The 2,015-nt window shown below is 61.1% G+C and carries 2 protein-coding genes; one reads left to right on the top strand and one right to left on the bottom strand.

Annotated features, from left to right (window positions below):
* Positions 1-1,203 (bottom strand): tyrosine--tRNA ligase (gene tyrS / locus FY112_RS01545; protein ID WP_151517477.1); only part of this gene is annotated, 1,203 nt, incomplete at its 3' end.
* A gap of 133 nt (positions 1,204-1,336) precedes the next feature.
* On the opposite strand from tyrS, the gene FY112_RS01540 reads away from it, so the two are divergent.
* Positions 1,337-2,015 (top strand): anhydro-N-acetylmuramic acid kinase (locus FY112_RS01540; RefSeq protein WP_181018122.1); only part of this gene is annotated, 679 nt, incomplete at its 3' end.

The following is a 2,015-nucleotide window of genomic DNA, read 5'->3' as shown; positions in this document are numbered from 1 at the left end:
GATGCCGTCGGCGGTGCTTTCGCCGCTGCCGATCATCTTGCGTTCGTCGCTCACCGCCTCGTCGTTGATGCGGACCGCGCCGCCCTGAACGTGACGGCGGGCTTCGCCATTCGACGAGGCAAGGCCGGCACGAACGATCAGCGACAGCAGGCCGATGCCGGCATCGAGCTCGGAGGCGGGCACATCGACCGACGGCAGATTTTCCGACAGGCCGCCTTCCTCGAAGGTCTTGCGCGCGGTTTCAGCGGCCTGCTCGGCGGCCTCGCGGCCGTGCAGGATCGCCGTCACCTCGGTCGCAAGGATCTTCTTGACCTCGTTGATCTCCGAACCGCCGAGTGCGGAAAGCCGGGCGATTTCATCCATCGGCAGCGTGGTGTAGAGCTTCAGGAAGCGCGAGACGTCGGCATCCTCGGTGTTGCGCCAATACTGCCAGAAATCATAGGCCGAGAGCATGTCGGCGTTCAGCCAGATAGCGCCCGTCGCCGACTTGCCCATCTTGGCGCCCGACGAAGTCGTCAGCAGCGGTGATGTCAGCGCATAGAGCTGCTGTGTCCCCATGCGGTGACCGAGATCGATACCGTTGACGATATTGCCCCACTGGTCCGAACCGCCCATCTGCAGGCGGCAATCGTAGCGCTTGGCAAGCTCGACGAAGTCGTAGGCCTGGAGGATCATGTAGTTGAATTCCAGGAAGGACAGGGACTGTTCGCGGTCGAGACGCGTCTTGACGCTGTCGAAGGACAGCATGCGGTTGACCGAGAAGTGCTTGCCGACATCGCGTAGGAATTCGAGGTAGTTCAACGAGCGCAGCCATTCTGCATTGTTGATCATCAGCGCGTCCTTGGGACCGTCGCCGTAGTTCAGGTAATTGGAGAAGACGCGCTTGATCGAGGCGATGTTGCCTTCGATCGTATCCACGGTCATGAGCTGGCGCGCCTCTTCCTTGAAGGAGGGATCGCCGACCATGCCGGTGCCGCCGCCCATCAGCGAGATGGCGCGATGACCGGTCTTCTGCATCCAGTGCAGCATCATGATCTGGATCAGCGAACCGGCATGCAGGCTGGGCGCGGTCGGATCGAAGCCGATATAGGCCGTCACGGTTTCCTTGGCGAACAGGTCGTCGAGGCCGCTTTCATCGGAGATCTGATGAATGAAGCCGCGCTCTTTCAGCGTGCGGAGGAAATCGGACTTGAACTCGGACATGGGTTTCGTCTCTTGGTGTCTGCTCCGCACCCCATGGGGGCTTGGCGCAAGTTCGTTGTTGTTGATCTGTCGCGGCGCGTTTAGCACTGTTTTTGTAAAAGTGCATCCGGGAATCGCATGGGAGGCAAGCCTCATGGATGTCATCAGGACCGCGATCGGGCTGATGAGCGGCACGTCGATGGACGGAATCGACGTCGCGTTGATCAGGACCGACGGCCGCGGTTTCATCGAGCGCGGGCCGTTCATGGGCGTGCCCTATGATGCGGATTTTCGCGGGCAGCTCAAACGGGCGCTGGAACTGTCGCGTCCACTCAGTGAGAGAAGCCAGCGTCCGGCTGAGCTTCGCGATATCGAGCTTGAACTGACGGTGCGGCATGCAATTGCCGTTACGGCATTCATGGAGCGTTTCGGGCTCGCGGCCGATGCCGTCGATGTTCTCGGCTTCCATGGTCAGACAGTGCTTCATCGCCCTGGCGAGGGATTGACGATCCAGATCGGCGATGGGCAGGAACTTGCGAAGAGAACCGGCATATCGGTGGTCTACGACATGCGCGCCAACGACATGGTTCATGGCGGGCAGGGCGCGCCGCTGGTGCCGGCCTATCACGCAGCACTTGCGGGAAAATTCCGGCAGGCGGGACAGGCGGTGTGCTTCGTCAATATCGGCGGCATCTCCAATCTGACCTTTATCGGCACGGACGGACGGATATCGGCGTTCGACAGCGGTCCGGGCAATACGCTGATCGACCAGTGGGTGGAGATGCAGACCGGCAAAACCTATGACCCTGGTGGTGAGATCGGCGGGCGAGGAA

Origin of the sequence: Rhizobium sp. PEPV16 (genome assembly GCF_008919455.1) — a bacterium.
GTDB lineage: Bacteria > Pseudomonadota > Alphaproteobacteria > Rhizobiales > Rhizobiaceae > Rhizobium > Rhizobium leguminosarum_Q.
This window is presented reverse-complemented; position numbering and strand designations above follow the sequence as displayed.